This window comes from Microbacterium sp. AC132 (assembly GCF_979258525.1).
Window position 1 is genome coordinate 1,215,930 of the sequence record NZ_OZ409862.1, and the last position, 26,617, is coordinate 1,242,546.

Sequence of the window (26,617 nt, forward strand, 5' to 3'; positions counted from 1 at the left end):
GCCCTGCGTCCGTCAGCGAGCGCTGCCGACTGCGGCCCGCGGTGCCGTCAGCATCGCTTCGGCGTCGGTGAACTCCTTCTCGATGTCGTCGTTGCGCGTGTAGGTGACGAGGCTCACCACGACGGCCGCGACGAACGCGAACACGAACGCGGGGAGCAGCTCGTACAGGTCGGTGTCCAGGGCCTTCCAGACGAACACCGTGACCGCTCCGACGAACATGCCCGCGAGAGCACCCCAGTTCGTGAGCTTGCGCCAGAACAGACTGAGCAGGATGATCGGGCCGAACGCGGCACCGAATCCTGCCCAGGCGAACGACACGAGCCCGAGGATCGAGTCGTTCGGCGTGATCGCGAGGATGATCGCGATGATCGCGACGACGAGCACCGCCAGGCGGCCCAGCAGCACCAGCCGCTTGTCGGACGGCGGGGTCTTGCGCACCACCTTGTAGAGGTCCTCGACCAGCGCAGACGAGCACACGACCAGCTGGCTCGACACGGTGCTCATGATCGCCGCGAGCACGGCCGCCAGCACGAGTCCGGCGACGAACGGATGCAGCAGCGTCTGCGACATCAGCAGCACCACGGTCTCGGGGTTGTCGAGGGTGATGCCCTGCTGCGCCATGTAGGCGATGCCGACGAGGCCCGAGATGATCGCGCCGAACATCGAGACGACCATCCAGGAGATGCCGATGCGACGCGCGCTCTTCGCCTCCTGCGGCGAGCGCAGCGCCATGAAGCGCACGATGATGTGCGGCTGCCCGAAGTACCCGAGGCCCCACGCCAGGGCCGAGGCGATGGCGAGGAAGGTGCCGCCGGTGACGGCCCCTCCGCCGAGCAGCGACAGGAATCCCTCTCCGGCGTTCTCGGTGATGAGCGTCGACGTCTCCTCGAGTCCGCCGATCGCGATGACGGCGGCGACCGGCACGACGATCAGCGCGATCACCATCATCAGCCCCTGCACGACGTCGGTGAGGGAGGCCCCGAGGAATCCGCCGAAGAGCGTGTACAGCAGGGTGATGCCGCCGACCAGCAGCATCCCGAACAGGTAGTCGCCGTTGAACGAGCTCTCGAAGAAGACGCCGGCGGCGACCATGCCCGACGAGATGTACAGCGTGAAGAACACCAGGATGATGAGCCCCGAGGCGATGCGCAGCGACCGGCTGGTGTCGCGGAGACGGTTCTCGAAGAAGCTCGGGATCGTGATCGAGTTGCGCGACACCTCGGTGTAGGCGCGAAGCCGTGGGGCCACCAGCAGCCAGTTGAGGTAGGCGCCGATCGTCAGCCCGATCGCGATCCAGGCCTCGATCAGTCCAGCGGCGTAGATCGCGCCGGGAAGGCCCATCACGAGCCAGCCCGACATGTCGGCCGCACCGGCGCTGATCGCGGCGACCCACGACGGCAGGTTGCGTCCGCCGAGCATGTAGTCCTCGTGGTCGGAGGTGCGCTTGTAGGCGAAATATCCGATGAGCAGCATGCCGGCGAAGTACAGCCCGAGCGCCCCGTACAAGAAGATCTGATCGGACATCGTCGTCCCTTTTCCGCGGTGTCGATCACCGCTCGGTACCGATGATCTCAAGGCGGACGCCGTGGTCCGGGCGCGCCACGCAGAGACCGCTGGTTACGCTGAAGCCATGAGCACGCACATCGCCGCACAGCCCGGTCAGATCGCCCCCGTCGTCCTGTTCCCCGGCGATCCGCTGCGGGCGAAGTGGATCGCCGAGACCTTCCTCGACGACGCCGAGCTGTACTCCGAGACCCGCGGGATGCTGGGCTTCACCGGCACCTGGGAGGGCCACCGCGTCTCGGTGCAGGGTTCGGGCATGGGTCAGCCGTCGATGGCCATCTATGCGACCGAGCTGTTCGAGGAGTACGACGTAAAGACGATCGTGCGCGTCGGATCGTGCGGGGCGCTGACCGAGAAGCTGCAGGTGCGGGACATCATCATCGCGAACGGCGCCTGCACCGATTCGGGCATCAACAGGGTGCGCTTCCACGGACTCGACTACGCACCTGTCGCGGACTTCGGACTGCTGCGCGCGGCGGTCGAGGCGAGCGAGGCCGAGCCCCTGGACTCGGCCGTCCACGTCGGTCTGCTGTTCTCGAGCGACCAGTTCTACAGCACCCGACCCGAGCTGACCGAGCCGTTCGTGCAGCACGGCGCCCTCGGTGTCGAGATGGAGGCTGCGGGGCTGTACACCCTCGCCGCGTACCACGGGCGTCGCGCTCTGGCCATCTGCACGGTGTCGGATCACATCGTCACCGGCGAGCAGACCACCGCTCAGGAGCGCGAGCAGACCTTCGGCGACATGATCCGCATCGCGCTGCGCGCCGCGACGTCCGTCTGAGTCGTTGCGGGCCGGCCGGCGCGCTCGCTCGCTCCCTCGCAGCGAAGGAGATCTCACGCTGCGAAGGACCGCATCCAGCATCCGCTCCTGCACAGCACGTGTTCCCCTTCGCAGGAGGTGCCCTGCCGGAGGTGGGATGATCGACAGACCATGCCTGCGATCCTCGACCACACGACGCTGACCGACGGATCCGATGCGGATGCCGTCTACACGGCGTTCGTCGAATGGGCCGAGTCGACCGGCATCAGCCTCTACCCCGCCCAGGACGAGGCGGTCATCGAGATCGTCTCGGGCAACAACCTGATCCTGTCGACGCCCACCGGCACCGGCAAGTCGCTCGTCGCGGTCGGCGCGCATTTCGCGGCGCTGGTCGAGGGGCGCCGCTCGTTCTACACCGCCCCGATCAAGGCGCTCGTGAGCGAGAAGTTCTTCTCCCTCGTCGACGTCTTCGGCGCCTCGAACGTCGGCATGATCACGGGCGACTCCTCGGTCAACCCGGATGCCCCGATCATCTGCTGCACGGCCGAGATCCTCGCGAACCTCGCGCTGCGCCAGGGCACGGATGCCGCGGTGCATCAGGTCGTCATGGACGAGTTCCATTTCTATGCCGACCCCGACCGCGGATGGGCCTGGCAGGTACCGCTGCTCGAGCTGCCGCAGGCGCAGTTCATCCTCATGTCGGCCACCCTGGGCGACGTGTCGCAGCTGTCGAGCGACCTCACCCGCAGGACGGGCCGTGACACGGCATCCGTCACCGGCGTCGAGCGCCCGGTTCCGCTGCACTACTTCTATGAGACGACGCCGATCCACGAGACGATCGACGACCTGCTGGGCACGGGCCAGGCGCCGATCTACGTCGTGCACTTCTCGCAGGCCGCTGCGATGGAGCGGGCCCAGGCGCTGTCGAGCACGAAGGTCGCCACGCGCGAGCAGCGCGACGAGATCGCGGCCCTGATCGGCGGTTTCCGCTTCACGACCGCCTTCGGCAAGACCCTCTCCCGCTTCCTCCGCGCGGGCATCGGCGTGCACCATGCCGGGATGCTCCCGAAGTACCGACGTCTGGTCGAGCAGCTCGCCCAGCGAGGTCTGCTGCGCGTGATCTGCGGCACCGACACGCTCGGCGTCGGCATCAACGTGCCGATCCGCACGGTGCTGCTGACCGCTCTGACCAAGTTCGACGGCACCCGGATGCGGCAGCTCAGCGCCCGCGAGTTCCACCAGATCGCCGGGCGGGCGGGCCGCGCGGGCTTCGACACGGCCGGCACCGTCGTCGCCCAGGCTCCGGAGCACGAGAGCGAGAACGTCGCCGCGATCAAGAAGGCCGGCGACGACCCGAAGAAGAAGCGCAAGATCGTGCGCAAGAAGGCTCCCGATGGCTTCGTCTCGTGGGGCGAGCCGTCGTTCCGCAAGCTGATCGACGCCGAGCCCGAGACCCTCACCTCGCACATGCAGATCACGAGCGCCATGATGCTCAACGTGATCGGGCGCGGCGGCGACGTCTTCGGCAACATGCGCGCACTCGTCTACGACAACCACGAACCTCGCAAACGACAGCGCGAACTCGCTCTGCGCGCCATCGGCATCTACCGCACGCTGCTCGAATCGGGCGTCGTCGAGCAGACGGCCGACGGCGAGATCCGCCTGACCGTCGATCTGCAGCCGAACTTCGCCCTGAACCAGCCGCTGTCTCCGTTCGCTCTCGCCGCCTTCGAACTGCTCGACCGCGACCCCGCTGCCGGCACCGGAACCGGGTCGTACGCCCTGGACATGATCTCGATCGTCGAGTCGACGCTCGATGATCCGCGGGCGATCCTCGGACAGCAGGAGTTCCTGGCACGGGGCGAGGCCGTCGCCGTCATGAAGCGCGAGGGCATCGAGTACGACGAGCGCATGGAGCTGCTCGAGGAGATCACATATCCGAAGCCTCTCGACGAGCTGCTGACCGCCGCATTCGAGACGTTCAGCGCCGCGCAGCCGTGGATCCGCGACTTCGAGCTGCATCCGAAATCCGTCGTCCGCGACATGTACGAACGAGCCATGTCCTTCGGGGAATATGTCGCGTACTACAAGATCGCGCGGTCGGAGGGCGTCGTGCTGCGCTACCTCTCCGACGCCTATCGGGCGGCCTCGCAGACCATCCCCGAAGAGGCGAAGGACGAGGATCTCCGCGACCTGATCGAATGGTTGGGCGAGCTGGTGCGCCAGGTGGATTCGAGCCTGCTCGACGAGTGGGAGGAGCTGGTCAACGGCGTGCTCCACGGCCCGGACGACGAGCCGATCGTTCCGCCGGCGCCGAAGAGACTGACATCGAACGTCCGCGCCTTCCGCACTCTCGTGCGCAACGAGCTGTTCCGTCGGGTGCAGCTGGCCGCCCGCGAGGACGTCGCCGCCCTCGCCGAACTCGACCCGACCTTCGGCGCCGACGCCTGGTCGGATGCGCTCGACGGATACTTCTCCGATCACGACGAGATCCTCACGGGCGCGAACGCCCGCAGCTCTCAGCTGCTGCTCCTGACCGAGGGTGCGACGGAGTGGACCGTCCGTCAGATCCTCGACGACCCGGCAGGCGACCACGACTGGGGCATCTCGGCCACCGTCGACCTCGCCGCCTCCGACGAAGAGGGCGCGGCCGTGGTCACGGTGACGGGCGTCGACCGCCTCTAGGCGACCCGCTCGAGGCCGGCCCTCCGGCGCGCACCGTCACCGCCTGGCACCTCAGCGGCTCGCACGAGGCGCGACACGAGGTCGACGTACGACACATCGGCCGCCGCGAACATGCGCGGCGCCTGCGAGGCCGCGGTGAGCCCCGGCATCGTGTTGACCTCGTTCAGCACCGGGCCCTCGGCGGTGAGGAAGAAGTCCATCCTGGCGACCCCGGCGCATCCGAGGGAGTCGAACATGGTCAGCGCCGCACGCGTGAGCGAGGTCGTCTCGGCCGTCGACAGCTGCGCGGGCACGGTGAATCGCGCGCTGCCGTCGTACTTCGTGGCGGTGTCGAAGAGGCCGGCGGCGTGGATCTCGAGCGGCGGCGCCGCCCAGCGGACGCCACCGGCTTCGCGCAGGACGGCGACATCGATCTCCCTCCCCTGCACGACCTCTTCGATGAGGATGCGGCGGTCGAACCGCGCCGCCTCGCGGAGCGCCGGCCCCAGTTCATGCTCTCCCCGCACGAGCGAGACGCCGTAGCTCGAACCGGCCGACACCGGCTTCACCACCACGGGCCCCTCGAACTCGGCATCGCCGCAGTCCGCCGCATCGACGACGCGTCCCCGTGCCGTGCGCAGCCCTGCCGCTTCGGCGACGAGCTTGGTGGCCCACTTGTCCATGCCGATGGCGCCGGCCCGCGGACCCGATCCGACCACGCGCACCCCTGCGAGACCGCACAGTGCCGCGAGTGCTCCGTCCTCCCCCAGGGGTCCATGCACGGCGGGGAATACGACGTCGCAGTCGGCGAGGAGCGGCATCGCGAGAGCGAGGGATCCGGCGGCGGTGGCACCCTCCGAGACGCCCGCCACCTCCCACACGCCCTGCCGCGAGATCGTCACCGTGCTCACGTCGTATCCCCCGAGCCGCAGGGCCTCTGCGACCGCTGCCGCAGAGGCGAGCGACACCTCGTGCTCGGCGTTCTGCCCTCCCCCGATCACCAGTACTCTCATGCGATGGCCCTCTCGACGCGGGAGCCGATGCCCGTCACGACGGTGTGCGGGATGCTCCCCGCCCACCGCGCCCACTCCTGCATACTCGGCACCGCGCCCCCCTCGGGTCCGAAGACCACCGCCGTGGTGCCCCTCGGCATCGAGAGGTCACCCGTGTCGATCACGATCTGATCCATCGACACGCGACCGACGATCGGGCACCGGATGCCGTCGACCGCCACCCCTGCGCCCGCACCGAGCTCCCGCGGGATGCCGTCGGCATACCCGACCCCGATCACGCTCAGATGCGAGGTGCGCGTCGTCACATACGCGCCGCCGTAGCCGATCGCGGTGCCCGCCGGCACGACACTGCTGTGCACGACCGATGCCGTCAGCCGCGCCGCCCCCTGCAGCGGCACCGTCTCCGACGGATCGATGCCGACGAGCCCGGCGCCGACCCGGACCATGTCGAAGTGCGTGGCGGCATCCGTCAGCGTCCCAGACGTCGCCGCGAGATGCACGAGCAGAGGACCGAATCCGGCGCGCAGCACGGCATCCCTCGCCTGTCGCATCCGGAGCACGGCCGGCGCGTTCTTCGCCGGGTCGGCGGCGTCGGCGTCTGGCAGGTGCCCCATCACCCCGACGACGTCGATGCGTGCACGACCCGAGTCGCGGCCCGTGCGAGCCACCCGCAGCAGCTCTGCCCAGTCCTCGAGCGGTACACCGCCCCGCGACATGCCCGTGTCCATGTGCAGATGCACGCGAACGCACCCGTTCGGCAGCGCCGACGCATCCGCGATCAGCTGCCGCAGCTCCTCGACCGAGCCGACAGCCAGATCGACGCGATCCGCGACGACCTGCGCGACGTCGACCCCGGCGGGGTTGAGCCAGGCGAGGATCGGCACCTCGACACCCGCCGCACGCAGCGGGGCAGCATCCTCGGCATCCGTGATCCCGAGCCACTCGGCTCCGGCCCCGATCGCCGCGAGAGCGACGGTCACGGCGCCGAGGCCGTAGCCGTCGGCCTTGACGACCGCCATGATGCGGGCATCCGTGGCCGATCGGATCCGCTCGACGTTCGCTCCGATCGCGTCAGGGATCGTGTGCAATGTCGGCGGGTGAACGCGCGAGAGGGTGAGGCGTGGAGTGGTGAGCGCCGTGGTCATCGCTGCGTCCTGGGATCGGTGGTCGGGTCGTCGTACATCAGCGGGCACCCGTTCGCCGGGGCCGCCGGCCGCAGCTCGAAGTGCCAGCGCTCATTCGCGTAGATCTGGCAGAGGCCGAAGTCCGCGCCGTGGCGTGACAGCCAGTCCTGAGCGGCGAGAGGGCCGAGGTCGACCGCGTCTCCCGATACGTGCTCGGAGTTCTCGGGGGTGGCGACCCAGCGCGCGGCCTCCTCTTCGGAGCCGTACTCGACGACCGCATCCTGACGCAGCACCTGCTGGTAGTCGGCCGACCGCCAGCCGCTGTTCACATGCATCCGCACGCCGTCGTGCTCGGCAGCGGATGCGGCGGCGCGCACGGCGGCGAGCAGGTCGGAGTCGAGATTCGTCACGGCGGGCGTGTCGTCGAACACCGAGACGGCGCCCCCCTCGCGGATCATCCCGTCCGCCTCGCTGAGGGACGACGGCGCGACGGTCGGCACGACGGATGCCGACGCCAGAGACTGCTGACCGATCAGCACGGCCGAGACCGTGAGAGCGACGGCGAGCAGTGCGGCACCGACGATCGCGGTGAGGCGTCGCCGTGAGGAGGTGGAGCGAGTGTTCATGCCCTCAGTCAAGAAGGAGGCGTGTTGCGACGACGTATGCGATTTCTCATATGCTCCCGATATGTCCGGGTGCGTAAGCTCTGAGCACATGGGAGCTGTGTCGTGCGTGTGCTGATCGTCGAGGACGAGCCCTATCTCGCGGAGGCTGTGCGAGACGGCCTGAGGCTCGAGGCGATCGCGGCGGACATCGCCGGCGACGGCGACACGGCCCTCGAGCTGCTCATCATCAACTCCTACGATCTCGCGGTACTCGACCGCGACATCCCCGGCCCGTCGGGAGACGATGTGGCGAGGTCGATCGTGGCCTCGGGCAGCGGCATCCCGATCCTCATGCTCACCGCGGCCGATCGCCTCGACGACAAGGAGTCGGGTTTCGAGATCGGCGCCGACGACTATCTCACCAAGCCCTTCGAGCTGCGCGAGCTCGTGCTGCGCCTGCGGGCGCTCGACCGTCGTCGCCACCGCGCCAGGCCGCCCGTGCTCGAAGTCGCAGGGCTGCGTCTCGACCCGTTCCGCCGCGAGGTCTTCCGCGACGGCAAGTACGTGGCCCTGACGCGCAAGCAGTTCGCGGTGCTCGAGGTGCTCGTCGATGCGGGCGGCGGAGTCGTGAGCGCCGAGCAGCTGCTCGAGCGCGCGTGGGATGAGAACGCCGACCCGTTCACGAACGCCGTGCGCATCACGGTCTCGTCGCTGCGCAAGCGACTGGGCGAGCCGTGGCTGATCCTCACCGTCCCCGGCGTCGGCTACCGCATCGGAACGGATGCCGATGGCTGATCCCGTTCGGCCCGTGAGGCGCCGAGGCATGAGCGCCCGCTGGAAGCTCACGCTGAGCTATGCGGGCGTCGTGGTCGTGTCAGGCATCGGTCTGCTCGCGGCCGTCGCCGTATACCTGCTGCGGTATGTACCGGATGCCGCGATCATCGCCGACCGCTTCGTGCCGAACCGCTCGGACCTGATCCGCGCATTCATTCCGGCTGCGATCGTGATGATGCTCGTGCTGCTCGCGATCGGAATCGGCGGCGGATGGATCATCGCCGGACGGATGCTGGCCCCCCTCGACCGCATCGGACGGGCAGCGCAGCTCGCCGCGCAGGGGTCGCTGTCGCACCGGGTCGCCCTCGAGGGACCGCGCGACGAGTTCCGTGATCTGGCCGATGTCTTCGACTCGATGCTCGAGCAGCTCGAGGCGCACATGGGCGAGCAGCAGCGGTTCGCCGCCAACGCCTCGCACGAGCTGCGTACCCCGCTCGCGATCTCGCAGGCGATGCTGGAGGTAGCCCGCAACGACCCCGACCGCGACGTCGACGCGCTGATCGACCGACTGCACGAGGTCAATGCGCGCGCGATCGAGCTGACCGAGGCCCTGCTGATGCTGAGCCGTGCCGAGCGCCGCGCGTTCACCCGCGAGCCGGTCGACCTGTCACTGCTCGCCGAGGAGTCGACCGAGACGCTTCTGCCGTCGGCCGAGCGACGTGGTGTGTCCATCGACGTCGGCGGTGACACCGCGAACGTGCTCGGATCCCCCGCCCTGCTCCAGCAGCTGATCACGAACCTGGTGCACAACGCGATCGTTCACAACCTGCCCGCAGGCGGCACGGTCGTCGTGCGGACGCATGTTCTGCCGCAGGCTGTGGCGTTGGTGGTCGAGAACACGGGCGACGTGCTGCCCGCCCATCTCGTCGCGACGCTCGCGGAACCGTTCCAGAGAGGTGCCGACCGCACGCGCGGCGAGGATCACGGCGGTGTCGGCCTGGGCCTCGCCATCGTGCAGCGCATCGCCCAGGCGCATGACGGATCCCTCGTGCTCACCGCTCGGCACGGCGGGGGTCTGAACGTGACGGTGTGGCTGCCGCATCCGTTCCCCCGGCCGCTCGCCTGAGGCGGCGGTCGGTCGTCCGGAGGTCCGGGGCCTGCACGGAGGTCCGGTTCCTGTGCCGTCTGCAGGACCGAGGCACGGATGCAGGACCAGAAACCGGGTTCTGACCCCGCATCCGTGCCCTGATCCTGCAGACGGGACGCCTGGAGGGGCGGGACCAGACGGGATGCCTGGAGGGGCGGGACCGCTCAGGATGCCGGGTCAGGCGACCTGGTCGCCCCGCAGTGCGGCGAGCTCGCGGCCGTACGTGCGCGCCGACTCCTCGGCGTTCTCCTTGAGCTCGCGGGCGGTGTCGGCGAAGGCGTCGAGAGCGGGGTTCACGCCGACCAGGGTGAACGGACGCTCGACGATGCGCAGGTCGAGGCCCCAGACGTCCTCGAGCACGCGGCGCAGCCATCCGGTGGAGTGGTCCCAGCCCTCCTTGGGCGTTCCGGGGGCGTAGTTGCCGCCGAGCACGGTGACGAGGGTCGCCGGCTTGCCGCGCAATGCGGTGCCCTGCGGGTCGATGCGGGCGTCCGTGTAGGCCAGGTCGAACCAGGTCTTGAAGTGCTGCGAGACGCCGTAGTTGTAGAGCGGCACGGCGAAGAGCAGCGCGTCGGCGCCGATCAGCTCGTCGGCGAAGGTGGTGGCGAGGGCGCGCGCTGCGCGCTGAGCGTCGGTGCGCTCGGCGTCGTCGACGAATCCGCCGGTCACGGCATCCGCCCATGCCGTCGCGGGCACGGGGTCGGCGGCGAGGTCGCGGCGGGTGACCGTGGAGTCCGGGTGCGAGGCGGTCCACTCGGCTTCGACGAGATCGGCGAGCGAACGGCTGGCGGACGACGCGGGCAGGATGCTGGCATCCAGGCGGAACAGGGACATGAGAGGTGCCTTTCGTTTTTCGTAGTCACTCTGTTTTTCTTAGCGACTCGCGTTAACGTAGCACAGGTATGATGGGCGCATGGCCGAGATCGACGAAGAGCGTCACGTCTGCGACGCCGCCGTCACACTGGCCTTCAGCGTGCTCGGCAAGCGCTGGAACGGCATGATCGTCTCGTCGCTCGGCGGCGGTCCTTCGACGTTCGTCGCGCTGCGCCGCGGGGTGTCCGGCATCAGCGACACCGTGCTCTCCGACCGGCTGGCAGAGCTCGCCGAGGCCGGGCTCGTGGCCCGCGCGGTCGACGCCGGTCCGCCTGTCACGGTCTCGTACTCGCTGACCGACAGCGGACGTGGGCTGCTGCCCATCCTCGATCAGCTCGGCACCTGGGCGTCCGAGAACCTCGAGATCCGCGCGCACTGACCGTCGCGCGCGGCCCAGGGTGGAGACCAGCACACCGTTCGCAGGACCGAAGCACGGACGCAGGATCAGATTCCCCGTCCCCTCCTGCAGACGGGATCTCACCCTGCAGACGGCACAGGTCGCGCGGTGCAGTCACGGCGGCCCGCAGCTCAGAGGCCGCCGACTCACCAGGGGCTGGGCTCGTAGTCCTTCAGGAACACGCCGTGGATGTCTTCGCCGGCCTCGCCGCGCACGATCGGGTCGTACACGCGGGCCGCTCCGTCGACGAGGTCGAGTGGGGCGTGGAAGCCCTCCTCGGCCAGGCGCACCTTGGTGAAGTGGGGGCGCTCGTCGGTGATCCAACCGGTGTCGACGGCGGTCATGAGGATGCCGTCGGTCTCGAGCATCTCGCCGGCGCTCGTGCGCGTCAGCATGTTCAGCGCCGCCTTGGCCATGTTCGTGTGCGGGTGACCGGGACCCTTGTACCGGCGCGAGAACTGCCCCTCCATCGCCGAGACGTTGACCACGTACTTGCGGTTCGCCGACGAGGCCGCCATCGAGGCGCGCAGGCGACTGATCAACAGGAACGGCGCCGTCGTGTTGGCCAGCTGCACCTCGAGCATCTCGAGCGGATCGACCTGATCGATCGACTGCACCCAGCTGTTCGTGCGGTTGACGTCGGGCACGAGTCCGCCTGCGTCGATGGCGGTGCCGTCGGCGTGCTTCTCGAGCGACGACGAACCGGGGGCCATCGCGAGGCGTGCGAGGTCTTCGGCCGTCAGCGCCTGACCGCCCTGCTCAGCGACGGTGCCGCCGAGCGCCGCGACGGACAGCAGCGGATGCGCATCGACCGAAGCCTGCAGCGCCTGCGGATGCGGATCGGCGGTGTGCCCGAATGTCTCCATCTCGGGCAGCGGTCCGTCGGGAAGCGGCTGCAGCTCGGCATCCGCCAGGAGAGAGTATGACCCCGGTGAGCGGCGCACGGTCTGCGCGGCGTTGTTGATCAGGATGTCGAGCGGTCCCTGAGCCGCGACCGAGTCGGCGAGGCCGATCACCTGAGCGGGGTCGCGCAGGTCGATGCCGACCACGCGCAGGCGGTGCAGCCAGTCGGCCGAGTCCGTCAGCGCCGAGAACCGACGAACCGCGTCGCGGGGGAATCGAGTGGTGATCGTCGTGTGCGCGCCGTCGCGCAGCAGTCGCAGGGCGATGTGCATGCCGATCTTCGCGCGGCCGCCGGTGAGAAGCGCGCGCTTGCCGGTCAGATCGGTGCGGGCGTTTCGCTTGCCATGACTGAAGCGGGCGCAGTCCGGGCAGAGCTGGTGATAGAACGCATCGACCACCGTGTAGGGCTGCTTGCAGATGTAGCAGTTGCGCGGCTTGAGCAGCTCGCCGGCGATCGGGGCGTCGACGACGCTCGTCGCGAGGTCGTGCCCGCGGGTCTCGTCGTCGATGCGGTCGGGAGCGCCGGTCGCCGTGCGGGCGACGACCGCCTTGTCGGCGTCGGCGATCGCGTCGCGGATCTCCTTGCGACGCACGCGCTTGACCGCCTTGAACATCGCGGCCGTCGCATGACGCACGGCCACGAAGTCGGGGTGCTCGTTGTCGATCTGGTGCAGCTCCGACAGGACTCGCAGGGTGGTGGCGAGATCCTCGGGGTCGATACCGGCACCCAGGTCGGAGGCGGCGTCGGGTGCATCGGTCATTGTGCCGATTTTACGCGACTTCTCGGGGTGTCTTCCTGGGAGCGCGGGCGGGGCGCCGGGGCTCGACCTCCACAACTCCGGAGACGCACGCACCACCGGGTTCGCGCTCCCTGGAACGGCGCACCTCGGGGAACGAGAGCCACGTGGATCTCCGGAGTTGTGGAGCGGTACCTCGCGCCGGTCAGTGGCCGGCGGCGCCGACCACGACGAACTCGCCGGGCACGACGTCGAGCGTCGCCTCGGCCGCGACCTCGCCGGTGTGCAGATCGACGGCGACGATGCGGTTCTCTGCCGGCTCGGTCACGTAGGCGACGTCGCCGACCACGCGGAGTCCCGGGTGCGGCTGCTGCCATTCGTCGGGGCTCTCCCACGGCTCGATGACATCCCACGAGTCGACCACCGCGCCGGTCTCGTCGAGCACGTTCAGGGTGCCGTCGGATGCGAGCACGATGATGTTGTCGTGCCCGTCGCGGCCGACTCCGCGCCACGTGTACTCGACGCCCTCCGGGAGGTCGACCACCGACAGGCTCTGCGCGTCGGTGTCGACGAGCGCGAGCTGCGACAGCAGGTAGCCCTCCTGATCGGGGTCGGACTTGTAGTCCAGGGCGGCGATCGCACTCGTCTCGGTCACGTACGCGTTGCCCGAGCGACCGAAGTCGTCAGGCGCCTCGAGCTTGGTGAACGCTCCGTCGGCGAACACCAGCACGCCGTCTTCGCAGCCGAACACGATGGTCTCGCCCTTGAGCGCGCCTTCGCCGTGCACCCCGGGGCACTGCTCGTTGCGGGCGAGCTCGCCGCCATCCTCGGCGAGCAGGCGGGCGCCGCTGCGCGACTCCGACGTGCCGATGGTCGACAGCAGCGTACCGTCGGACAGCTCGATCGCGACTCCGTGATGAGCGGCCTCCGATGCGACGGTGCGCGAGTCCGGCAGCGTGCCGGTGCCGACGGCATCCGTGTCGAAGAGCGTCACGTCTCCGGTGCCGTCGTCGAACAGAGCGGTGCGCCCGGCATGCGGGGTGGCGTGGCCCGGGGTGACGGCGTCGAAGATCTCGCCGGTGAACTCCACGGTGTCCGAGGCGAGGCCGGTGTCGAGCACGTGGAATCCGTCGGCCGCGGTGACGAAGACGTGTCCGTCGTGGTCGCCGGCCGGGTTGACGCGCAGGAAGCCGTCCAGCTCGGCGGAGTCGACGGTCTCGAGGGTCTCGCCGTCGAGCACGGTGATGCCGCCGTCATAGGCGATGGCGACTCTGGTGTCGCCTTCGTGGTCCGACGACGACTCGGGCTCTCCGGATGCCGAGGGCGCGGCGGTCGCGCATCCGGCGAGCGCGACCACGGCGAGCGTGGCGATCGCGCCGGCCGCGAGGCGGCTGCGGGCGGGTCGATGCATGGGTGTCTCCTTCTTCTGGGGGGTGCGCGGGTGCGCGTGACGACGGATGCCGCCGATGAGTCCGGTGTCAGCCGACGAGCTGGAGGTACTGCGGATCGAGGCCGTCGAAAGTGCGGGTGACGGTGCCGTCGCCGTGGTCGATCTCGTGCACCGCGCCTGTGGCCGGGTCGGAGACGTACGCGTGATCGGCGTCGATGACGAGGTGCACGAGTTCGCGCAGGGCAGGGTCCGCGACGGATGCGGCGAGCAGGGCGCTCGTCCGGACGAGTTCCGAGCCGTCGGCGGCCAGCACCCGCACGGTGCCGTCCGCGGCGATCACGACGGTGCGGCTGTCGTCGTCGCCGATGGCCGCGGCGCGCAGGAGCGGGGTGTCCGTGGCGAGCAGCATCCATTCGCGGGCCCGGGAGTCGAGCAGCCAGGCACCTCTGTCGCCGTCGACGCCTGCGAGATCCGGTCGGTCCGCGCGTCCGGCGAGAACCGGTGCCGCGACGGCGCCCGCGGGGTAGGGGATCGACTCGGCGACGAGCGCACCGCCGACTTGGCGACTCACGAGCACGGCACCGGCGTCGCACGCGAAGACGGCGCCGACACGGGTGAGGTCGACGTCGGTCGCGTTCGTGCAGGGCACGGCGATGCCGGTCGCGGTGCCTTCCGCGTCGAGGATCTCGATCGTCTCGCCGGTGGCGGCGAGGAGGCGCCCGGAGAACGGGATGACGGGTCCGGCCGGGTCGACGGGGAGTGTGAGGTGAGGCGCGTCGTCGAGATCGGCGAGCTTCTCGTGGTCGATGAGGGCGACGTCGCTGCCGAAGCGGATGGCGGTCGCACTGTCACCGACTCGGATGTCGACAGGGCCCTCTCCATCGATGGTTCCGAGCACCCCCGCGTCGCCGAAGAAGGAGTGCGAGTGGTCGCCGTGGGGAACCGTCCAGCGGCCGGAGTCGATCACGTCGACGACCGTGCGGTCTCCCTCGACATGGATCACGTGGGCGAAGCGGCCGACGCCGAGCACGGCATCCGCATCCGCGTCCCCCTCTGCGAGCGTCGAGCGTTCTTCGGTCTCGAGGTCGAGCAGGGTCAGCTCGCCGTCCGCGTCGGCGACGACGAGCGCGAGAGCCGGCGATGCGACCTCGGCCGCTCCCCCGCCGTCGACCCCGTCGTTCGGCGGAATGCTCGCGCTCGATGCAGGAGCCGGGGCATCGGATGCTGCGCACGAGGTCACCGTCAGGGTGGCCGCGAGCAATGACACGAACAGGAGAGTGCGGCCGGCGCGGGGAGAGGGGGTCACAGGAGCCCACTTTATTGATAACGATTCTCAGTATCAAGTCGGGGCCATTTCCGGTCATGTCGTGTCGTTCCGACATCGTTCGTGTGCGCCGGCTCGGCGGCACATGCTTTCCTCGGCCAGAGGCCCGGAATCCGGCCGATGCAGGCGCATCCGGCCGACCGAGGCGCACGTACGGCGACTCCGCACGGCCCCGCCAGCCCTCGCCCGAACGTCGGACCCCCGGCGTAGGGTCTGAACATGAGCAGCCACACCGAGATCCCCGGAGTCGTCCCGTCCTACCTGCTCGCGCGCCTGGCCGAGTCGGGCCGCTATCCCCGTGCGGCCGCCGCCGCACGGCAGACACTGACGGCGGGCAGACCGCCGTTCCGTGCGCGCATCGATCTGTCGATCGACGAGAACGGAGACCTGGTCGCCGAGCTGTCGGACGCGCCGAACCGCACGATCAGCGACGCCGGCAACACCCAGAACCTCCCCGGGGCGATCGTCCGCGCCGAAGACGACGAGCCGGTGGCCGACACGTCGGTCAACGAGGCGTTCGACGGGCTCGGGGCGACGTTCGAGATGCTGCTCTCCGCCTTCGGGCGCAACTCGCTCAACGACGCCGGCGCCCCTCTCGACGCCACCGTGCACTACGGCATCGACTACGACAACGCCTTCTGGGACGGCGAGCGCATGGTGTTCGGCGACGGCGACGGCGAGGTGTTCGTCGGCTTCACCTCATCGACCACGGTGATCGGCCACGAACTCGCGCACGGTGTGGTGCAGTACACCGCGAACCTCGAGTACCAGGGTCAGCCCGGCGCGCTGAACGAGTCGATCGCCGATGTCTTCGGCGCGCTCACCGAGCAGTACCTCCTCGGGCAGACCGCCGCAGATGCCACCTGGCTCATCGGGGCGGAGATCTTCACGGATGCCGTGCAGGGCAGTGCACTGCGGTCGATGATCGCCCCGGGCACGGCCTACGACGACGACGAGCTCGGCAAAGACCCGCAGCCCGATCACATGAGCGGATTCGTGCGCACGACAGAAGACAACGGCGGCGTGCACATCAACTCGGGCATCCCCAACCGGGCCTTCGCCCTCTTCGCGATCGACCTCGGCGGCAACGCCTGGGAGACCGCCGGAACGGTCTGGTACCGCGCGCTCACCGGCGGCCTGTCGAGCACTGCGAGTTTCACGGAGTTCGCCGACGCGACCCTCGCCGCGGCATCCGCCATCGACGACGCGACTGCCGCAGCCGCTCGACGTGCGTGGGCGACCGTGGGAGTCTATGAGGATGAGCGAGTCCCCAGAGTCGAGTGACGCGCCGGTCGTCATCGCGGTGGTGCGGACGGGCGGCATCGCCGGCATCCGTCGCAAGTGGCGGGTGGAACCAGACCCGACCGAGACGCACCACTGGATCGCGATGATCGACAGCTGCCCGTGGGATGCCGACAGCGATGCCGATTCTGGCGCAGACCGCTTCGTGTGGCTGATCCGCGTGCGCACACCGTCGGAGGAACGCGAACGCGAGCTCCCCGACTCCGCACTCGACGGGCCGTGGCGAGAACTCGTCGATGCGGTCCGCGAGGCCGCAGCCTGACCCGAACGATCACAGACGACGAGAGGCACAACCCCGTGACGACCGAAGAGGCCGCCCGGCTGCTGCAGCTGGCCCGAGACGCCTACGACCGCGGTGACGCGCTGCTGCACCTCAACGTCGAGGTCAGCCGACTCACCGGCGAGGCCTCGACCTGGGGATCCGCCCAGAACGGATTCATGAGCGATGACAGCATCGGCTATTTCCTCAGCGAGGTCGAACGCGTGGGCTGGCGGCTCGATCACACGGGGTACACGTTCGTCGAGTCCGGGGCGACCACCTCGGCGCGCATGCTCAGCACCGGCACCGGCGTCGTCAATCACGGCGCTGTCGAGGGGTACTTCACTTTCCGTCGGCGCCCGCCGGCTGAGGCCTGACCCGATCAATCCGGTGTGAATCCGACCGCCCCTTCGCGAGGCGGGTCGAGAATGGGACCCATGGGACTTTTCCAGCAGCGCTCCGATGACGAAGAGGATCAGTGGACTCTGCCCTCCGAGCCGCTCGAGCGGTCGGAGACCGAGGTGCTCGACGCCGCGCCGGCGGTCGACCCGCTGGCCATAGGACTCGGCCTCGGTGCCGGCGCATCGATCAGCTCCGTCGCCTTCCCCGTGGCCCCGCCCGCTCCCGCGGCGTTCTCGATCGAAGATCGCGAGCCCGAAGACCGCGAGCCCGAAGGCTGACCCGCCTTCTCAGTCCGCGAGCTGCGGGGCACCCAGGTCGACTCGCGTCCGGGGAAGCGCCTCGGGATGCTCACGCTGCAGCCAGCCGATCATCTTCTCCCGTACCTCGCAGCGCAGTGTCCACTGATCGCCCGAGTCCTTGGCCGACATCACCAGGCGCACCGTGACGTAACCGCCCTGTGCCTCCGTCACCGCGGAGTCGTAGGAACGGCCGTCCCAGGCGGGTGACGCCTCGACGATGCGCTGGAACTCCTGCCGCAGCTCATCCATCGGCACTCGCCAGTCGAGATCGAGGTAGACCGTGCCGAGGATCTTGTCGGAACGTCGCGTCCAGGTCTCGATCGGTGTCGTCGTGAAGTAGCTGCACGGAATGACCAGGCGGCGCTCGTCCCAGATGTAGACGACCACGTAGGACAGGTTGATCTCGCCGACCCGCCCCCATTCGCCTTCGACGACGACCACGTCGCCGACTCGGATCGCATCGGTGAAAGCGACCTGCACCCCTGCGATGAGGTTGCCGAGGATCGACTGCGCAGCGAGTCCGGCGATGATGCTGACGATGCCGGCCGAGGCCAGCAGGCTCGTGCCGACGGCCCTCATCTCGGGGAAGCTGAAGAGCACGGCGCCCAGAGAGAGCACGGCGATCGTGACCAGAACGAGCCGGTGGATGACGAGCAGCTGCGTGCGACGGCGGCGGGCCTCCGGACCGACGAGCAGCGTCTCCTCTCTGGCCATCAATCGCTCGAAGCCGAACGAGATCGATGCGCCGAGCAACCACGAGCCGGTGAGGATCGTGGCGATCAGGAACAGCCGGGACACCACCGGCCACCATTCCTGTGTCGCCGGCTCTGAGATCGCACCCGCGATCCAGATCGCGACCACAGCGGTCGTCGCGATCATCGCGTTGCGCACGCGTCTGGCGAGATCGCGCACCCACGGCACGCGACGGCTGATCAGCGAGGCGGCGAGCGCCAGCACCGCGAGTGCGGCGGCAGAGATCACCGTGAGGATGGCGATCGACGCGGCGGTGCCGACCCAGGAATCCCAGGAGAAGTCGGTAGGCATCGATCCACACTATGTCCCGCGGCGGGCGGAGGCGAACGCACGAGGCCGCGCAAGGAGTGTCGCCGCGCGCGGCTACGGTTGAGGGATGACGATCACCGCCGCCGCAGACGGCTCCGCCCTGGGCAACCCCGGCCCGAACGGCTGGGCCTGGTACATCGACGACGCCAACTGGGCCGCGGGCGGCTCCCCGCACGGCACGAACAACCAGGGTGAGCTGCGGGCCGTGCTCGAACTGCTGCAGGCGACGGCCGGCATCTCCGAGAAGCTGATGATCGAGTGCGACAGCCGCTACGTGATCGATTCGGTGACCAAGTGGATGCCGGGCTGGAAGCGCAAGGGCTGGCGTAAGTCGGACGGCGGGCCCGTGCTCAACCGCGACCTGCTCGAGGGCATCGACGAGGCGATCCGCGGGCGCGACGTCGAGTTCTCGTGGGTCAAGGGCCACGCCGGCCACCCCCTGAACGAGGCGGCCGACGAGCGCGCGAACGCCGCGGCGAAGGCCTACCAGGCACAGCAGGAGCCGCGCCGCGGGCCCGGGTTCACCATGGCGACGGATGCCGGGGCCGCTGCCGCAGCATCCGCCCCGATCGCCGCCGCAGCGACACGCGGCGAGCAGGATGCTGCGGCATCCCCGGCCGTCGCGACGTCTCTCGCCGAACCCCTGTGGGCCGAGCCATCCGATCTGCTCGACAGCCTCTACGCGCCGGTCGACGATCCGATCGAGGTGCGACTCGCGTTGTCGAGCGACGAACACGCCCGCCTGCGCGATCGCGCCGAGGCACAGGGCGTCACGCTCGAAGAGGCGCTCCGCCGCCTGATCTGACGGCCCTCACCCCTGAGGGCCCCGCGTACACTCGCACCATGGCGAAGAATGTAGCACGCACCATCGGCCGGGTCTTCCTGGGTTCCTCGCTCGTCTTCGCGGGCGTCTCGCATCTGACGTTCGCGCGCGAGGAGTTCCAGGCGCAGGTGCCGGAGTGGGTGCCCATCGACCCGGACGTGACCGTGCTCGCCTCGGGTGTCGTCGAGATCGGACTCGGCACCGCGCTGCTCGTCGCGCGCAAGCACCGCGGACTGGTCGGCGTGATCACCGCACTGTTCTTCGTCGCGGTCTTCCCCGGCAACATCGCGCAGTGGACGCATCACCGCGACGGCTTCGGCCTCGACACCGACATGAAGCGATTCGTGCGCCTGTTCTTCCAGCCCGTGCTGATCGCCCTGGCCATCTGGTCGACGCGCCGCCCGCGCCGCGACGCGGCCGGCTCCGCTCCCGCCGCTCCATAACTCCGAAGCTCTGCACCGTAACGGCGGAAGACCGGCCGTTCCCCGAGGGATGCGACCGGCCTTCCGGAGTCGTGGAGCTCAGACAGCGAGCAGCTCCCGCTCGAGGCGGGCGTACGAGGTCTCCATGCCGTCGGCCATGCCGGTGGCGAGGATCATGTCGCGCGTCTCCTTGTCGGGGTACTCGATGTAGAGCGTGATGAGCGTCGCCCCGTCCTCTTCGTAGAGGTTCAGGTCGTTCAACGTCTCGACCGGCATTCCGATCATCCGCTCGGTCTGCACCGACCGCCGCGGTGCGTCGATCAGCAGCGCCTCGCCCTCGAATCCGAACGGCTGCCCGTCGGTGTCGCCCACGGGCGCCCACGAGTTGCGGTAGGTCTGACCGACCTCGGTGGCGACGACGCAGTCGGTCATCTCCCACCCGTCGGGTCCGAGCAGCCACTGCTTCATGAGCTCGGGGTCGTTGTGCGCACGCCAGACCAGCTCGCGCGGTCCCTCGACGAGACGCGTGATGCGCACGTGGGTGTCGTCGAGCAGCTCGACCTGCGTGCCCTTGCCCTGCGCGTAGTCGCGCAGATCCTGCAGCACGGCGTCGAGCTGGCTCATCGCCAGCTTCAGACCCTCGATCTGGCCCATCTCGACGACCTGCTCGATCGCCTCGACCGAGTCGAAGTGACTGGTCGTGACCATGCGGGTGCCGTCGGCGGTGGACTCGAACGCGAACGACATCCGCTGCGCGGGGAAGCCGTCGAGAGGATTGCCCTCATCGTCGACGAACGAGTCGAGCACCTCGAAGCTGTGCGGGGCATCGATCGAGAGGAACTCCCACGACCCCGACGACTTCTCGCCGCGCGGCCCGCTCATCGAGTACTGCGCACGTCCGCCGACCGTGTGGTCCCAGGCGGTGAAGGTGGCCGGCCATCCGGGAGGGCCCCAGAAGCGCTCGAGCTGGCGCGGGTCGCTGTATGCGGCCCAGACCCGCTCGATCGGCGCCGCGAAATCGGCGACGACGGTCATGGTGAGGTTGTCGGCATCGGTGGTGACATCCGTGACGGGCATGTCAGTCTCCTTCTTCGGTTCGTGGAACATCGGTGGTGTCGGTCGTATCGGTGCGGGATGCCGGCGTCTCGGCCAGCAGCTCGTCGAGCCGGGCGATGCGCGACCGCCACAGCTCTTCGTATCGGGCGAGGAGCGCCCTGGCTCGGGCGATCATCTCGGGGTTCGCGCGGACGAGCCGCTCGCGTCCCTCGGCGCGCTTGACGATGAGATTCGCCGCTTCGAGCACGGCCACGTGCTTCTGCACCGCGGCGAACGACATCTCGTATTCGGAGGCGAGGGTCGAGACGGACTGCTCCCGCTCGATCGTCCGACGCAGGATGTCGCGTCGGGTCGACGTCGCCAATGCGTGGAACACACGGTCGACCTCCGCTTCGGTCAGTTCTCTTTGTGCAACCATTTGGTTGTACGTTAGACCCGGGGAAGAGCGGATGTCAAGGGTTCTTGTGATTTGCGTCTTTGAATCGGACTGGCCGCTTTACATCGGATTACCCGAGGTTGAATCGGACTGAGTCCGATCTAATAGTGGATTGACGGGAGCTTGACGCCGGCGGTGGTGCGCCTGTTGGCGCACGCGATGGCAATGCGTTTACCGACGCGCTCCGCCTCCCCTCGGATTGACCTTGAAGTCGTTCAGATCAAAGGGGATGGCTCTGGTCGTCAGGCTGATTCCCGAAGGCCACAGTCAACCCCGGGGGAAACCGTGACATCGACGCACTGCCTTCAACTGGCGGGGCCGCTTCTTAGCCTCAGACCGTCACTCACCCATCGTCAAGGATCGACCTAGTTACTCCATCAGGAGCAACCGGTGATCGCAGCTGACGCGTAGGGGAGCTGAATGGCAATGGAGACTATGCCCAAGGCAAACAGGTACGCCGCGATCGCGATCAGTGGGACTGCGCCGGACAGTCCGACCCCTGGCCGCACAAGTTGCCTGATCCGTTCCGGACCGGTCGCATGCAGCGCAGCCGGGTGAGAGGCGAGGGCTGTATCAGGAGAGGGCTTCGCCATTTTGAGTAGGGCCCCTACGAGAGCGGGGGTTCCGACGGCCTGTCGCGCGTGGTTGTCGGCCGCGATCTCGAGATAGTGAGGGATTGCTTCGGCGACTGCTGCGACGAGGGGTACCCATCGCAGGTGGGCAGCGATGCCGTCGACCAGTGAAGAGATCAGGTGGTGGCGCTGCCGCAGGTGAGCATGTTCGTGTTCCAGGACGGCGGCGAGTTCGTTGTGGTCGAGTGAGCGGATGGCGCCCGTGGAGAGGACGATGCCGCCATCACGCAAGGCGAATGTGAGGGCGAAGACTCTCTCGCTATCGATGACGGAGACCTCATGCCCGTCGAGACGGGTACGAACCGATCCGGATCGAACCGCTTCGGCGGTGGCACGCGCTTTACGCGCATTCCGTAGCATCCGTGCGCTCGTGGCTATACCCAAGGACAACGCGACGACCGCTGGTATGACGAGGAAGAGAATCGTCGGAACGAGCGAGCTCGTCGTTGAGTCGAGGAAGGGATTCGCCGCTGCCAAGCAACGCTGACAGACATCCGCAGCCTGCCCGGAAAGCACCACAGGTCCGGACCCGGCCCAGGCAAGCACTGGGCCGATGGCCAGCACGGATCCGATCCAGACGAGCATCCCGCCGACGATCAGTCCGATCGCTATACGAGGGATTCGAACCAGCGCCGGTGCAGCTCGACGCAACAGCCACGGGCCGAACACCGCGAAGGCCGCTCCTCCCACGAGGAGAAGAACGGCGACGGTCAGCGGCATCACGGCCGTCCAGCCTCGTCGCGGCGATCCAGGTAATCACGGAGAAGGTCGAGCTCATTCTCGGGCAGTGAATCGACGAACTGCAGGATTGATGACACGCGGTCGTGCGTCCCTGCCAGTACCTGCTCGATGAGGCCCGCTGCATGCTCCTGCCTGCTCACGCGGGCGGCATATCGAGTCGACCGGTCTTGTCTTGTGATGACCAGCAGACCCTTCCGATCAAGGTTCCCCAGCACGGTCGCGATCGTGGTGTACGCAGGGTCAGTGGGGAGTCCGTCGATGACATCTCGGACTGTGGCCGGGCCGCGCTCCCAGAGCACATCCATCACCTGCGACTCGAGCGCACCGAGCCGCAACACCTCGCGGGGTCCATCTGCTGGACTTCTCATGCCGCCACCCGTGCCCGACGTCGCGATACCGGGCATGCCACCTGACCGCGCAGCCGCGCAACGAGCGCAATTCCCGTCGCGACGAGCGCAACGACGGCAAGCACAGGCTGAAAGGGCGCGAACCATGCAATGGCTCCCGAATACCCCAACGCGAGAAGCGCAAGCTTGTTGCAGACCGGGCATCCCACCGCGAACCACGTCAGCAGTCCGCCGGCCACACCGAGTCGTCCACTCCGACGATCGCTGCGATCAGCAGCGGCCTCTTCTAGAGCGGGATTCGCTGCACCGGCCGATGAGTCACCCTTCACGTACGTGCCAACGAGCATCCCCGACATGGCCGCCGTGAGAAGCAGGACAGGCCAGTTCCACCACACCGGCGGGATATCGCGAGCGAACACATCGTTGGGAATCAGAACGGTGACGAACCCGATCACGAGAACGACCGGTACCGCCGTGATTACCGAGGCCAGGACCTGCCGCGGCCCCCAGCCTCGAAGCGCCTGCGCAGCGAGTGTCAGGCTCTCCCGCTGCCCCCGGAAGAAGTCACTGACGGCGCGCTGCATGGAACCATCATCACACGAGGTCGACTATCTTGCATAGTCGACTATCTTGCATAGTCGACTATGTTGGATAGTCGACTGCCCACTCAGCCTGCGACCAGGAGGTCCACACATGACGAACGCACAGACGCCCCGGCCGTGGCCAGCCTGGGTGGTGCCGGTGGGGGTTCTTGCCCTCGTGGGCATCCTCATCGCGCTCGTGCTCTCGCTTGTCACTCCTTCTGAGAGTGGTTCCGAGGAGTCGAGTGGCCCCACCGTGGTGGAGAACCCGGCGGGGCCTGACCTTTCTGCGGCGGAGAGCCGTGACGAGAGCGATCTCCTCGCAGCTGGTCCAGCTGATGCTCCCGTGGTCCTGGTAATGTTCTCCGACTATCAGTGCCCGTTCTGTGCACTGTGGAGCGAGAACACATTGCCGGCGATGATGGAACACGCGGAAAATGGCGACCTGCGGATCGAAGTGAGGGATGTCAACGTCTTCGGCCCTGCCTCCGAGCGCGCCGCACGCGCCTCCTATGCAGCCGCCCTGCAGGGATCGTTCTGGGAGTATCACCACGCTCTCTTCGCAGACGGACACCACCGCACAGAGGCCAACCTCAGCGAAGAGGCGCTCATCGCTCTCGCCGGCGACGTGGGCTTGGACACGGAGAAGTTCGCGGCTGATCTGAACGCCCCTGCGACAGCGGAGGTGATTGCGAAGAATCAGAATTTCGGGCTCGAGTTGGGCGCGACGTCGACGCCGATGTTCGTGCTGGGGGAAAGCCGATCATCGGCGCGCAGCCGACCGAGGTTTTCGAAGACGCGTTCCAAGCCGCACTGGAATCGGCGCGCTGAGGCCGCCGTGGAGATCGGATTCGTTGCCGCGTTCGTCGGAGGAGTGCTTGCGCTCCTGAGCCCGTGTGCGGCACTGCTGATGCCCGCCTTCTTCGCGTCGACGATCGGCACCGGTTCTCGACTCGCACTCCACGGTGCAATCTTCTACGGAGGCCTGCTCGTCATTCTCGTCCCGCTGGGGGTCGGGGCCGGAGCACTGGGAGCGCTCTTCGTATCGCATCGTCAGGTGGTCGTTCTCGTGTCATCTGTGGTGCTTGTCGCCCTGGGTATCGCACAGACTCTAGGCTTCGGATTCGACCCTGCCCGCCTCCTCCCCGCAGGTGCAGATCTCCACGCTCGCGCCGCTTCCAAATCGGGCATCGCGAAGACCGCGATCCTCGGCGCAGCCAGCGGCATCGCCGGCTTCTGCGCCGGCCCGATTCTGGGCGCCGTTCTGACCCTGGCGGCGACCCGCGGCAACGCCGTGGCCGCCGGAGCGCTCCTGGCTGTCTACGGCGCGGGGATGGTCGTTCCGCTGCTGCTGATCGCCGCACTGTGGCAGAAGCTCGGGACTCGCGGGAGACAGGCGCTTCGCGGCCGCACCTTCACATTTCTCGGTCGCGAGTGGCACACGACGTCAGTGATCACCGGCCTGCTCGTCACCGGCGTCGGCATCCTCTTCTGGGTGACGAACGGCCTGGTAGGTGCACCTGAACTCGTTCCCGTCGAGGCTCAAGCCTGGTTGCAGGCGAACGCGAGCATGTTGGCGAACCCGCTCGTCGACATCACTCTCATCCTCATCATCGCTGCCCTCATCCTCGCCCTGTGGAGCCGTCGCCGTAAGCGTCTCCCCGCCCCCACAAGGGATCCGAAATGACCGACAACACCAGCTCCATGTACCCCATGGGGTATATCAAGATTGCCTGGTCGCACGGCCCGTCGGAGACGAAGGAGGAGACGATGGCTCGAAAAATCCCCGAGACGAACGACCCTCACGACGACTCCGGATCGGAGGCGATCGCCGCGCACGCGCGGTCAGGCCACCTCGACATGAACGACCCAGTGATTCGCCGCGAAGCGAATCGAGCGATGCGGCAAGAAACCCGATCCCACCTGTGGGGCGACACTGCTCACCGGAAGGGGGTGCGGAGGGCGCTCTTCATTGCGCTCCTCGTCCTCGCGGTGTGGATCGCGGCACTGTTCACACCGGTCCTTCTCGGGATCACGTGACACCGCGGCCTCCGCAACGCCCCAGACATCGCACGATCACAGAAAGCGAGCCAACCATGACGGACGCAGATTCTTCTGACGCACAGACGTTCTGGGAGGCCCGATACGCGAGTTCGGAAGCCGTGTGGTCAGGGCGTGTGAATACGGTCGTCCGAGAGGTCGCCGAGTCCCTGGAACCCGGATCAGCTCTCGATCTCGGCTGCGGCGAAGGCGGCGATGCCGTGTGGTTGGCATCCCGCGGGTGGCTGACGGTGGGCGTAGACCTCTCTGACACTGCCGCGGAGAGAGCTCGCACCGCCGCGGCGAGTGTCGGCCTGGGCGCCAACGCTGTCAGTTTCGTCGCAGCCGACTTGAGCGAGTGGACGACCACGCAGACGTTCGATTTCGTCACATCGGCGTTTCTTCACTCCTGGCCGGTGAAGATCCCGAGGTCGGACATCGTGAGACGCAGCAAGGACTTCGTGGCGCCGGGCGGCTCGCTTCTTGTCGTGGCTCACGCAGCGCCGCCTCCCTGGGCAGACGCCGCATCCGCTTCCTCTGTGAGCTTCCCGACCCCGGAAAGCGATCTCGCGACCATGGAGCTCCCCGACGGTTGGCACGTCGACCGCTGCGAACTCCACGAGCGCGAGGCGATCGGGCCGGATGGGCGCCGAGCGACGCTCATCGACAGTGTCGTCCTGGTGCGCCGCCCGAGCTGATCGAGAGGAGTCGTCTACGCGTTACGAGGTCGAGCACATGCCGCACGGAATGCAGGGCCCCGCATCGGCAGTTTCGCCAACGGTCCGAGCAGGCAGAAATCGAACACAGCTGACGCGAGGAAGAGCAGACCCGGGGCAAGCAGAAGCAGCCACCACTGGCCCGCGATCACACCGACCGCGCTCAGAGCAACACCGAGGATGCCCCGCACCCAGCGGCCAGCGGTCGATCCAAGAAAAGCGATA

Annotated in this window: 28 protein-coding genes; 14 read left to right on the forward strand and 14 right to left on the reverse strand. The window is 68.2% G+C overall.

Annotated features, from left to right (window positions below; genetic code table 11):
• Positions 1-12: 12 nt before the first annotated feature.
• Positions 13-1,524 carry a sodium/proline symporter PutP gene (gene putP, locus ACZZZQ_RS05630; protein ID WP_056276310.1) on the reverse strand — a complete coding sequence of 504 codons (1,512 nt, stop codon included), beginning with the start codon at positions 1,522-1,524 and terminating at the stop codon, positions 13-15.
• Between the two features lie 106 nt (positions 1,525-1,630).
• Between putP and deoD the strand changes: the two genes are divergently transcribed.
• Positions 1,631-2,344, forward strand: a complete 714-nt coding sequence (deoD, locus tag ACZZZQ_RS05635) for a purine-nucleoside phosphorylase (protein ID WP_463507082.1) — start codon at positions 1,631-1,633, stop codon at positions 2,342-2,344.
• A 150-nt stretch (positions 2,345-2,494) separates the two neighbouring features.
• Positions 2,495-5,008 carry a DEAD/DEAH box helicase gene (locus tag ACZZZQ_RS05640; RefSeq protein ID WP_463507083.1) on the forward strand — a complete coding sequence of 838 codons (2,514 nt, stop codon included), beginning with the start codon at positions 2,495-2,497 and terminating at the stop codon, positions 5,006-5,008.
• Here ACZZZQ_RS05640 and ACZZZQ_RS05645 read toward each other — a convergent pair.
• The 3 genes from ACZZZQ_RS05645 to ACZZZQ_RS05655 are packed head-to-tail and all read right to left on the reverse strand — an operon-like array spanning position 5,005 to position 7,750.
• Positions 5,005-6,000, reverse strand: a complete 996-nt coding sequence (locus ACZZZQ_RS05645) for a D-alanine--D-alanine ligase family protein (protein WP_463507084.1) — start codon at positions 5,998-6,000, stop codon at positions 5,005-5,007. The two genes, ACZZZQ_RS05640 and ACZZZQ_RS05645, sit on opposite strands and share 4 nt — an antisense overlap.
• Positions 5,997-7,145: an alanine racemase gene (alr, locus tag ACZZZQ_RS05650; RefSeq protein ID WP_463507085.1), complete on the reverse strand. Its 1,149-nt coding sequence runs from the start codon at positions 7,143-7,145 to the stop codon at positions 5,997-5,999. The genes ACZZZQ_RS05645 and alr overlap by 4 nt, the downstream gene beginning before the upstream one ends.
• The gene (locus ACZZZQ_RS05655) at positions 7,142-7,750 is read right to left on the reverse strand and encodes a M15 family metallopeptidase (RefSeq protein ID WP_463507086.1); all 609 of its coding nucleotides are present in this window, start codon (positions 7,748-7,750) and stop codon (positions 7,142-7,144) included. Before ACZZZQ_RS05655 ends, alr begins: the two co-directional genes overlap by 4 nt.
• Positions 7,751-7,852: 102 nt before the next feature.
• On the opposite strand from ACZZZQ_RS05655, the gene ACZZZQ_RS05660 reads away from it, so the two are divergent.
• Positions 7,853-8,524 carry a response regulator transcription factor gene (locus ACZZZQ_RS05660; protein WP_463507087.1) on the forward strand — a complete coding sequence of 224 codons (672 nt, stop codon included), beginning with the start codon at positions 7,853-7,855 and terminating at the stop codon, positions 8,522-8,524.
• Between the two features lie 28 nt (positions 8,525-8,552).
• Positions 8,553-9,629 (forward strand): sensor histidine kinase, encoded by a 1,077-nt coding sequence (locus ACZZZQ_RS05665; protein ID WP_463507088.1) that lies wholly within the window; start codon positions 8,553-8,555, stop codon positions 9,627-9,629.
• Positions 9,630-9,827: 198 nt separating this feature from the next.
• Here ACZZZQ_RS05665 and ACZZZQ_RS05670 read toward each other — a convergent pair whose 3' ends face one another.
• The gene (locus tag ACZZZQ_RS05670; protein ID WP_056276298.1) at positions 9,828-10,484 is read right to left on the reverse strand and encodes an FMN-dependent NADH-azoreductase; all 657 of its coding nucleotides are present in this window, start codon (positions 10,482-10,484) and stop codon (positions 9,828-9,830) included.
• Positions 10,485-10,563: 79 nt separating this feature from the next.
• Here ACZZZQ_RS05670 and ACZZZQ_RS05675 point away from each other — a divergent pair, with 79 nt between their 5' ends.
• The gene (locus ACZZZQ_RS05675) at positions 10,564-10,902 is read left to right on the forward strand and encodes a winged helix-turn-helix transcriptional regulator (protein ID WP_053098511.1); all 339 of its coding nucleotides are present in this window, start codon (positions 10,564-10,566) and stop codon (positions 10,900-10,902) included.
• A 164-nt stretch (positions 10,903-11,066) separates the two neighbouring features.
• Here ACZZZQ_RS05675 and ACZZZQ_RS05680 read toward each other — a convergent pair whose 3' ends face one another.
• From ACZZZQ_RS05680 to ACZZZQ_RS05690, 3 genes are all read right to left on the reverse strand, one after another.
• Entirely contained in the window at positions 11,067-12,584 is a 1,518-nt protein-coding gene (locus ACZZZQ_RS05680) for an SDR family NAD(P)-dependent oxidoreductase (protein ID WP_463507089.1), read from the reverse strand.
• Positions 12,585-12,765: 181 nt separating this feature from the next.
• Positions 12,766-13,971, reverse strand: a complete 1,206-nt coding sequence (locus tag ACZZZQ_RS05685; RefSeq protein ID WP_463507090.1) for a hypothetical protein — start codon at positions 13,969-13,971, stop codon at positions 12,766-12,768.
• 67 nt (positions 13,972-14,038) lie between these two features.
• On the reverse strand, positions 14,039-15,256 hold the full coding sequence (locus ACZZZQ_RS05690) for a hypothetical protein (protein ID WP_463507091.1): 1,218 nt from the start codon (positions 15,254-15,256) through the stop codon (positions 14,039-14,041).
• Positions 15,257-15,493: 237 nt separating this feature from the next.
• On the opposite strand from ACZZZQ_RS05690, the gene ACZZZQ_RS05695 reads away from it, so the two are divergent.
• Genes ACZZZQ_RS05695 through ACZZZQ_RS05710 form a run of 4 tightly spaced genes read left to right on the forward strand, consistent with a single transcriptional unit; the run spans position 15,494 to position 17,515 of the window.
• On the forward strand, positions 15,494-16,558 hold the full coding sequence (locus tag ACZZZQ_RS05695; RefSeq protein WP_187248988.1) for a M4 family metallopeptidase: 1,065 nt from the start codon (positions 15,494-15,496) through the stop codon (positions 16,556-16,558).
• Positions 16,533-16,838: a protealysin inhibitor emfourin gene (locus ACZZZQ_RS05700; RefSeq protein WP_053098506.1), complete on the forward strand. Its 306-nt coding sequence runs from the start codon at positions 16,533-16,535 to the stop codon at positions 16,836-16,838. Before ACZZZQ_RS05695 ends, ACZZZQ_RS05700 begins: the two co-directional genes overlap by 26 nt.
• A gap of 35 nt (positions 16,839-16,873) precedes the next feature.
• Positions 16,874-17,212, forward strand: coding sequence for a hypothetical protein (locus ACZZZQ_RS05705; protein ID WP_463507092.1), 339 nt, complete (start codon positions 16,874-16,876; stop codon positions 17,210-17,212).
• A gap of 60 nt (positions 17,213-17,272) precedes the next feature.
• On the forward strand, positions 17,273-17,515 hold the full coding sequence (locus ACZZZQ_RS05710; RefSeq protein ID WP_463507093.1) for a hypothetical protein: 243 nt from the start codon (positions 17,273-17,275) through the stop codon (positions 17,513-17,515).
• 9 nt (positions 17,516-17,524) lie between these two features.
• Here the strand turns inward: ACZZZQ_RS05710 and ACZZZQ_RS05715 are convergent, their stop codons facing one another.
• The gene (locus ACZZZQ_RS05715; RefSeq protein WP_056276280.1) at positions 17,525-18,580 is read right to left on the reverse strand and encodes a mechanosensitive ion channel family protein; all 1,056 of its coding nucleotides are present in this window, start codon (positions 18,578-18,580) and stop codon (positions 17,525-17,527) included.
• An 85-nt stretch (positions 18,581-18,665) separates the two neighbouring features.
• Between ACZZZQ_RS05715 and ACZZZQ_RS05720 the strand changes: the two genes are divergently transcribed.
• Both ACZZZQ_RS05720 and ACZZZQ_RS05725 read left to right on the forward strand, forming a co-directional pair.
• Positions 18,666-19,403 (forward strand): ribonuclease H family protein, encoded by a 738-nt coding sequence (locus tag ACZZZQ_RS05720; protein ID WP_053098502.1) that lies wholly within the window; start codon positions 18,666-18,668, stop codon positions 19,401-19,403.
• Between the two features lie 38 nt (positions 19,404-19,441).
• On the forward strand, positions 19,442-19,864 hold the full coding sequence (locus ACZZZQ_RS05725) for a DoxX family protein (RefSeq protein WP_053098501.1): 423 nt from the start codon (positions 19,442-19,444) through the stop codon (positions 19,862-19,864).
• A 78-nt stretch (positions 19,865-19,942) separates the two neighbouring features.
• Here the strand turns inward: ACZZZQ_RS05725 and ACZZZQ_RS05730 are convergent, their stop codons facing one another.
• The 5 genes from ACZZZQ_RS05730 to ACZZZQ_RS05750 form a co-directional block, all read right to left on the reverse strand.
• Positions 19,943-20,920, reverse strand: a complete 978-nt coding sequence (locus ACZZZQ_RS05730; RefSeq protein ID WP_463507094.1) for an SRPBCC family protein — start codon at positions 20,918-20,920, stop codon at positions 19,943-19,945.
• A 1-nt stretch (position 20,921) separates the two neighbouring features.
• Positions 20,922-21,317 (reverse strand): ArsR/SmtB family transcription factor, encoded by a 396-nt coding sequence (locus ACZZZQ_RS05735; RefSeq protein WP_463507095.1) that lies wholly within the window; start codon positions 21,315-21,317, stop codon positions 20,922-20,924.
• 395 nt (positions 21,318-21,712) lie between these two features.
• Entirely contained in the window at positions 21,713-22,687 is a 975-nt protein-coding gene (locus tag ACZZZQ_RS05740) for a M56 family metallopeptidase (RefSeq protein WP_275093824.1), read from the reverse strand.
• Positions 22,687-23,112 (reverse strand): BlaI/MecI/CopY family transcriptional regulator, encoded by a 426-nt coding sequence (locus tag ACZZZQ_RS05745; RefSeq protein WP_318391114.1) that lies wholly within the window; start codon positions 23,110-23,112, stop codon positions 22,687-22,689. Before ACZZZQ_RS05745 ends, ACZZZQ_RS05740 begins: the two co-directional genes overlap by 1 nt.
• Positions 23,073-23,639 (reverse strand): hypothetical protein, encoded by a 567-nt coding sequence (locus ACZZZQ_RS05750; protein ID WP_275093383.1) that lies wholly within the window; start codon positions 23,637-23,639, stop codon positions 23,073-23,075. The genes ACZZZQ_RS05745 and ACZZZQ_RS05750 overlap by 40 nt, the downstream gene beginning before the upstream one ends.
• Before the next feature lie 109 nt (positions 23,640-23,748).
• Between ACZZZQ_RS05750 and ACZZZQ_RS05755 the strand changes: the two genes are divergently transcribed.
• The 3 genes from ACZZZQ_RS05755 to ACZZZQ_RS05765 are packed head-to-tail and all read left to right on the forward strand — an operon-like array spanning position 23,749 to position 26,374.
• On the forward strand, positions 23,749-25,323 hold the full coding sequence (locus ACZZZQ_RS05755; protein WP_463507096.1) for a thioredoxin domain-containing protein: 1,575 nt from the start codon (positions 23,749-23,751) through the stop codon (positions 25,321-25,323).
• Complete coding sequence (locus tag ACZZZQ_RS05760; protein ID WP_275093381.1) at positions 25,320-25,676, forward strand: hypothetical protein; 357 nt, start codon at positions 25,320-25,322, stop codon at positions 25,674-25,676. Before ACZZZQ_RS05755 ends, ACZZZQ_RS05760 begins: the two co-directional genes overlap by 4 nt.
• Before the next feature lie 56 nt (positions 25,677-25,732).
• Positions 25,733-26,374 (forward strand): class I SAM-dependent methyltransferase, encoded by a 642-nt coding sequence (locus tag ACZZZQ_RS05765; protein ID WP_275093380.1) that lies wholly within the window; start codon positions 25,733-25,735, stop codon positions 26,372-26,374.
• Positions 26,375-26,617 lie beyond the last annotated feature (243 nt).